Below are 6901 nucleotides of genomic sequence, written 5' to 3'. Positions count from 1 at the left end.
GGATAATCAGGGGGACGGGAGGGGGATAATCAGGGGGACGGGAGGGGGATAATCAGGGGGGGAAAGGGGTATCAATCCTTTTTTTTGCAAGAGGTCTCTTGATTAAATTACCCAGAACTGAGGAGAGAAAAAATGATGACTGAATTTGCTGCTCACCCGGCTCATGAACACTTCAGGACTTACATAATCTTTAACATTAAACCCTAAATGTAGAGGGATCAAAAGGGAATCGCCTCTACATTATTTAGCGGGTTTCATCCCTAAATGCGTAAGTTCTGAGTGGGTCAACCCCCGATGATTTGGACGGGCAAGTGAGGGGTTGAGGCGGATTTAGAACAGCAGATTCAGGGGGGCGTGATGAGATGGAACTCGGATTTAACCGACTGATTCTCGATCATGTCAACGGTCAACAGGAGGGGGCGATCAAAGTTTTTGGCGATCGCATTTTACCGGCTCTGTCTGGCGATCGGGTGGCCCGTTTTGTATAAAAGGAGGTTGGCAAACACTGAAGGGGCCTCAAGGGTGGAGGCTCACAGCCGGAGCCTAAGAATGCGCGGGCTGTCTGGGTCTGCAAATAGGCGTCAGTCCTGTTGAATTCAGGTCCAGACTCAATTAAATCTACCTCCAGATAGATTTAATTGAGTCCTACTTACCCAGGTCAGTTGGGCGTATGACGACCGATAAAGGCCCCATAAGGGTCGTAAAGTTCCAGGGGAAGCTGGGCGTTATCAGCGATCGCTTCTAAGGCAGTTCGCAGCGTATTCACGTGCAGATCCAAGCCTTGACGGACTTTTGGATCAGGGTTTGTACTGGCAACGGTTGCGGTTTGTTGAATTTTCCGAATATAGTCAGCACTTAACCACACACTGATCACACTATCGGTCAAGGTATATTCACAAACTTTGGGATTGCCTTGACAGGTATTGTTCAGATCCGCCCGAGTTTTGGCGATCAGATTGGCTTTTTTGAGTTCCTCTTGGGCCACTTCTCGTTGTGCCTTGAACTCCTGGAGGGAGGCGGCAGCTTTGGGGTAGTAATAGGTGCCGGTGGGGACTTGTCCGGCTGAGGCAACAGCCTGATTCCATTGGTCTACCGCTTGGGACCATTGATTCTTGAGCGTGGCATTTTCGGCGCGATCGGCAGCGAGAATGGCTTCTTCATACGCCTCCGTCGCGATTTTCTCCTTGGTTTTGCGATCGCGAGAAAGTTCAAGCTGCGATCGATAGCTAGGTAGGAGTTGACTCGCTTCCTGATGGGCCATCGTGCCTTGCGGCAGGGCCTCTAACTGTTGAATCACCTGTTCCCAACTGGCATGGATGGTTTCCCAGCTATCCACGGACTGAGCGACACCACTGCGAGCTTGAGCGACTTTAGCCACGGAGAGAATCCCCTGCATTTGTTCGCGTCCGATTTTTTCCGCCTGAATCCGCCCTTGAATTTCGGTTAAATTGGCGCGATAAGTGGGTAATTTTTCTAACGCCAGAGGATAAACCGGACTATCGGGGGGAACGGATTCCAGAAGGGCGATCGCCTGTTGCCAGTTCGAGGCAACCCCCTCCCAAACTTGCAACGGATGGGGGGGATTTTTCCCTTGAGCAACGGCAGTTAAGGCGCTATCCAAGGCATTGACCATTTCATCCAAACCGGCAGTCAGGTTGCGATTTCGCCGGAGTAGGCGTTGCGCGGTGCCGTAATCTTTGGACCACAGGGGAATTCCGGCTAACAGTTGACTGGCAGCGCTGAGTTGCCCTTTGGCGGATTGAATTTGTTGTTGATATTGAGCCCCTTGCAGCAGTTCCGCAGAATCCTGGGTCAACTCGTTAGCGGTGACAATTTCCTGACAGGTGCCGATCGCGCAAGGACGAGACAGCGCGTAAAACATGGCTGACCCCAGGACTAAGGCAACGGAAGCACAAGCACTAAAGGGTAGTAACCAGGAACTCCGGTGGTTTCGGGACTTCCCTTGCCGTTGGGGTTTTCTTTGCCGTTGCCGTTGGGGTTTTCGTTGCCGTTGCCGTTGCCGTTGCCGTTCCGGTTCCAGTTGCTCCTCAAACGCTTCCTCCGGTGGCGGCGTATCAAAGGGATTGAGGGGAAAGGCGGCGGCAGCCAAATCCATTGCCTGCCTTGCCTCTTCGCTAACCGGAGGGGCAGTTTCCCGGAGATTGGGGGCGCTATAGGGAGGGCGATCAAGCAGGAGTACGGGTTGGCCCCCTTGCGGATCCATGACTGCCCCGAGGGGTTGGGGGGTTTTAAAGGCATGGTAAGCGTAGGGGGTTTTGTGCCCCTTGAGTCTCAGATAGAGTCGTAACTGACCCGGGAGATAGCCCACCAGGGCTAGAATCGCTTGTTGAATCGCTTTAAAGGTCGGTGGTAGGTCGAGTTTGACCTCCGGAGTATGTTCTCCGAGGACGATTAAATTTCCTTGCTTATAGGCGCACCGAATTCGCAACGGCAAATTTTCCGGCAATTCGGCGTGCAAGCGTTCTTCGATGAGTTCGGCAATGGTTTTTAAATCGCCTGGGCGGACTGCTGTTGTCATAAGTTTTTACCCCCGGTACACATCCTGTTAGTGCAGGTTTGGTGCTTACCGGCACGGGTTACGAACTGGCAAGCCTTCAAGTTAATTATTAGATAGCATACAACATCCTCAAAACGGTCATAAGTTAGCTTTTTTTGACGCAACCGGGGTGAGCGGGGCGATAGAAGACCGACCGGCAAGGGTTTGGGGAGTCGGGGACGGAGGTCGATCGCCCCTTTGGGGTAACCGAATGTGGTATTCTATCAAGTTTGGTGGGGTTGAGACTTAACAAATCCAGATTAGAGATGGCAAATCCTATAGCCAACACCGGCGATCGCAAGTCGGGTCTGCCGGATGCGCTCGGGCCCTGACCCTCAATCCCTAATGGATTGGCACTTTTATCAAAAGTAGGCCACACTACAAACGGAGTAAACCCCAGAATCGAGAGGCCCCGAATTGCGATAATTTAAACTGGCTTTTATGCCCTTATATTGTTCAGCTTTTGATCGTTCACACCCACCGTTTTTCATACATTCATGGATTTATTAGAGTATCAAGCAAAAGAATTATTCAGGGAAATGGGCATCCCAGTTTTGCCCTCGCAACGGATCGACCATCCCAAAGACTTAAAGGGACTCAAGATTCCCTATCCCGTTGTCCTCAAATCCCAAGTCCGTGCAGGAGGGCGAGGGAGAGCAGGTGGCATCAAGTTTGTGGCGAATACGATTGATGCGGTGGCAGCGGCTCAAAATATTTTTCACCTTCCTATCAATACGGAATATCCCGAGGTGCTTCTAGCTGAGGCTAAATATGACACCGATCGCGAATTTTATCTGGCGGTGGTCCTCGATCGCGCCGCCCGTCGTCCCCTGTTGTTGGGGTCGAGTCAAGGGGGCACCAGTACGGAATTGGCGATGGAACAGATGCAGCAGGTGGTGGTGGATGAGGGCTTTTCGCCCTTTTATGCCCGTCGCTTAACCCTGAAGATGGGTTGCACGGGTCCCCTGATTGAGGCGGTGAGCGATATCGTCGAAAAGATGTATCTGCTATTTGTGGAGAAGGATTTGGACCTGGTGGAAATTAATCCCCTAGGGATTAGTCCCAGCGGTGACGTGATGGCCCTCGATGGCAAGGTGACGGTGAATGATGAAGCCCTCGGACGCCATTCGAGTTTGTTACAGTTGCTGCCGAAGACTCCCCCTGATGAGGCAGGGGTTGCGGGGTTCGGTTCTCCGGTGATGGCGGTGCCACCGGAATTGAATTTTGTGGAACTTGATGGGAATATTGGCCTGTTATGTAATGGGGCGGGCCTGACCATGGCGACCCTGGATTTGGTCTATGCCGCAGGAGGCAAGCCTGCTAATTTTGTGAATATTGGTGGAGAATGTCGTTGGGATTTGACCCCGGAACTCCTGTGCGATCGCATCAAGCTCGGGTTGGCCCTGGTGAGTCAGAAGAAAAATGTCAAGGTGGTGTTGGTGAATTTGCTCGGGGGTCTGTGTTCCTGCACTCAGGCAGTAGAGGCGATCGCCCATTACCAAAAACAGAGTCAGCGGGAAACCGCCACTGGAAATCCCCAAACCCAGGTGAAGGTGATCGTGCGTTTATATGGGAGCGAAATTGACCAAGCGCGCGAAATTTTGCAGGCGGTAGAGGTCACGGTGGTGGAAAACTTGGATGAGGCGATCGCTTTGTCTGTGTCGTTGGCAACAAATGGCTAAAGGAGGGTTGATGAATTTTACGCCGGATACCAAAGTTTTAATTCAAGGGATTACGGAGGTGATCGGTTCCACTCATGGGGCTTTAATGAAAGCTTATGGAACCAATGTGGTCGCCGGAATTAGTCCCGGTTGTGGGGGCCAAACGGTTCAGGAAATTCCGGTTTTTGATATGGTCGAACAGGCCCTGCGTAAGGTCGGTCCAGTGGATGTTACGGTAATTTTTGTCAAGCCTTACGCGGTCCTAGATGCGGCGTTGGAGGCGATCGCTGCTGGCATCCGTCAGATTATTATCATCACTGAGGGAATGCCTCCTCTGGATATGGTCAAACTGGTGAGAAAGGCGGAGGCGACGGATACCCTCGTCCTCGGCCCTAATACCCCAGGGATTATTGTCCCTGGCAAGGTTTTGCTGGGTATTCATAAGAGCGATTTTTATACCCCCGGTTCTGTGGGGTTAATCAGTCGCAGTGGCACTCTCACCTATGAAATTGCCCTGCAACTCACTCAGGCTAAGTTAGGTCAGTCGATCGCCGTCGGGATTGGCAGTGATGCGATTTTGGGTTCCTCCTTTGCCCAATGGCTGCAAATTTTGGATGAAGATGACCACACCGAGGCGATCGTTTTAGTCGGCGAAATTGGCGGCAGTAGTGAAGAGGAAGCTGCACACTATATCGCCGCTGCCATTGATAAACCCGTGGTGGCTTATGTCGCCGGTCATCATGCCCCAAAAGGCCAGCGCCTCGGTCATGCCGGTGATATTATGGCTGCCCGACTTTCTACAGGGAAAACCTTTAACATTATCGGCGCTGATCCTGATACGGCTCAAAGCAAAATTCAGGCTTTTAAGGCGGCAAAAATTCCCGTGGCTTCTAGTCCTGCTCAAATTCCAGGTCTGGTTAAAAAAGTTCTGAAACAAAAGAAAAAGTAAGGGTAATTTTAGGAAAAAATTTCGGCCTTGAAGGGTAAATAGTTGAAATATTTAGCCCGCTCACGCGGGCTAAATATTTCAACTATTTACCCAATACTTAAGTTTTGATTGGTCACTCCTGATTTTGTCATCAAATGGATAGTGAAACGGTTAGTTCAATTCAATATTTAGAAATCAAAGCGGCATCTTTATTGCTGTATCAAGGGGTGTTTCGCAGTGAACTGGGGAAATCTTTTCTAAAACTGATCCAGTTGATCTATGAAAGTTCCGGGGGAGGCGCGGGAGGCCGGGTGGGATTAAATTGTCTGAAGGCTTATGGCTGCTGGTTTAAACGCTTGGCGGCAGAAGAAATGAGCTGGCAAGACTATCTACTCGATCGCCTCCTGAAAGACGAAAATCCCTTTACCTATCAAGTGCAACGTCAGCCGTTTGAAACAATACCGGCCCCTTTAGTAGCAGCAGTCAAACATGATTTAGAGGCATTGCAATGTTTCTATGACTGTGACGGCGATCGCCTCCGTCAATGGGTGGAAGCCGCTAGTGGTATCCCCATGCCTCCCCTACTCTGGAATTCATTTTCTACCGAACCCGAGGCGATGGATCAATTGCCTCTCGGTTCCAGAAAACGGGCGATCGCAGCCCTCAAATCCACAAAAAAATGGCCTGATACTCTCCAGGAGTTAGTTGCCTATTACCAAACACAGGGTACCGGGCAATTTACAGAGTATCAAGCCTTTACTTGGCAGTCAGGGAAACTAAAAACCATCCCACACCCTGACCCGGTGCGGTTGACGCAATTAGTGGGCTATGAGTTCCAGCGCGAGACTTTAAAAAAGAATACGGAATTTTTATTAGCTGGTAAACCCGCTTTAAATGTTTTACTCTATGGCAGTCGAGGAACGGGCAAATCTTCCTTAGTCAAGGGATTATTAAATGAATATAGCCCTCAAGGGTTACGATTAATTGAAATCCCCAAATCTCAACTTGAACATTTACCGGAAATTGTCGATGAACTCCGCGATGCCCTTCAGAAATTTATTATTTTTGTAGATGATTTATCCTTTGAGGAAGATGACGATTCTTTTAAGGCATTAAAAGTGATTTTAGAAGGCACTCTGACCGCCCGTCCTCCCAATGTAGTGGTCTATGCCACCTCGAACCGTCGTCATTTAGTTCGGGAGTTTTTTGAGGAGAGACCCCGCCCTTCCCAGGCGGATGAAGTTCATGCTTGGGATACCCTCCAAGAAAAACTTTCCTTTAGCGATCGCTTCGGATTAACCTTAACCTTTGAACCGGCTAATCAAGACAAATATCTGGCGATCGTCCATCATTTAGCCGCAGAAGCGGGATTAAAATTATCCCCGGAAGACTTAGAGTTTCAAGCCTTACAATGGGCCACTCGTCATAATGGTCGTTCTGGACGCACTGCCCGTCAATTCGTGGATTTTTTGCGATCGGAACAAGGGTTGGGATGATCCGGAAATCTGGATTGATCCCCCCAACCCCCCTTCTTAAGGGGGGCTTAAGAGAAGTAGAGAAGTTACCCAGAAGTCTAATAAACTTATTGCTAATTTATGCTCTATATAGGACTGCTATAAGGGGATTCCAACAAATAAATCATCCTTGCTTTGATGCGATCGCACCTAACAAGGCTCTTTTAGCCCGCGCAGGCACCGCTTTGTCCGTGTAGCCCCAGGCTTGAGCCTGCGGGTTTTTTGAAGGTTTTATTTTTTG

Annotated in this window: 5 protein-coding genes; 4 read left to right on the top strand and 1 reads right to left on the bottom strand. The window is 50.1% G+C overall.

From position 1 onward, the window contains the following. Nucleotides 1-362 precede the first annotated feature (362 nt). Nucleotides 363-488, top strand: coding sequence for a hypothetical protein (locus tag NG833_RS30650; RefSeq protein WP_256556170.1), 126 nt, complete (start codon nt 363-365; stop codon nt 486-488). A 170-nt stretch (nt 489-658) separates the two neighbouring features. On the opposite strand, the gene NG833_RS26240 is transcribed toward NG833_RS30650, so the two are convergent. Then, a complete protein-coding gene (locus NG833_RS26240; protein WP_254568224.1) occupies nt 659-2539 on the bottom strand; it encodes a hypothetical protein in 1881 nt (626 codons plus the stop codon). A 515-nt stretch (nt 2540-3054) separates the two neighbouring features. Between NG833_RS26240 and NG833_RS26235 the strand changes: the two genes are divergently transcribed. The 3 genes from NG833_RS26235 (at nt 3055) to NG833_RS26225 (ending at nt 6642) form a co-directional block, all read left to right on the top strand. Next, nucleotides 3055-4239 (top strand): succinate--CoA ligase subunit beta, encoded by a 1185-nt coding sequence (locus NG833_RS26235; protein WP_254568223.1) that lies wholly within the window; start codon nt 3055-3057, stop codon nt 4237-4239. A 10-nt stretch (nt 4240-4249) separates the two neighbouring features. Beyond that, on the top strand, nt 4250-5167 hold the full coding sequence (locus NG833_RS26230; protein WP_254568222.1) for a CoA-binding protein: 918 nt from the start codon (nt 4250-4252) through the stop codon (nt 5165-5167). Between the two features lie 134 nt (nt 5168-5301). Further along, nucleotides 5302-6642, top strand: coding sequence for an ATP-binding protein (locus tag NG833_RS26225; protein ID WP_254568221.1), 1341 nt, complete (start codon nt 5302-5304; stop codon nt 6640-6642). Nucleotides 6643-6901: the final 259 nt, after the last annotated feature.

The organism is Oscillatoria sp. HE19RPO (assembly GCF_024220515.1).
Taxonomy (GTDB): Bacteria; Cyanobacteriota; Cyanobacteriia; order Cyanobacteriales; family Laspinemataceae; genus Laspinema.
The sequence above is the reverse complement of the archived record's forward strand: the minus strand, read 5'-3'. Positions and strand labels throughout refer to the sequence as shown.

What these genes read in the sequence shown, in the direction of transcription:
- NG833_RS30650 (WP_256556170.1), top strand. Translation starts at nt 363, where the DNA reads ATGGAACTCGGATTTAACCGACTGATTCTCGATCATGTCAACGGTCAA.
- NG833_RS26240 (WP_254568224.1), bottom strand. Translation starts at nt 2,539, where the DNA reads ATGACAACAGCAGTCCGCCCAGGCGATTTAAAAACCATTGCCGAACTC.
- NG833_RS26225 (WP_254568221.1), top strand. Translation starts at nt 5,302, where the DNA reads ATGGATAGTGAAACGGTTAGTTCAATTCAATATTTAGAAATCAAAGCG.
- NG833_RS26235 (WP_254568223.1), top strand. Translation starts at nt 3,055, where the DNA reads ATGGATTTATTAGAGTATCAAGCAAAAGAATTATTCAGGGAAATGGGC.
- NG833_RS26230 (WP_254568222.1), top strand. Translation starts at nt 4,250, where the DNA reads ATGAATTTTACGCCGGATACCAAAGTTTTAATTCAAGGGATTACGGAG.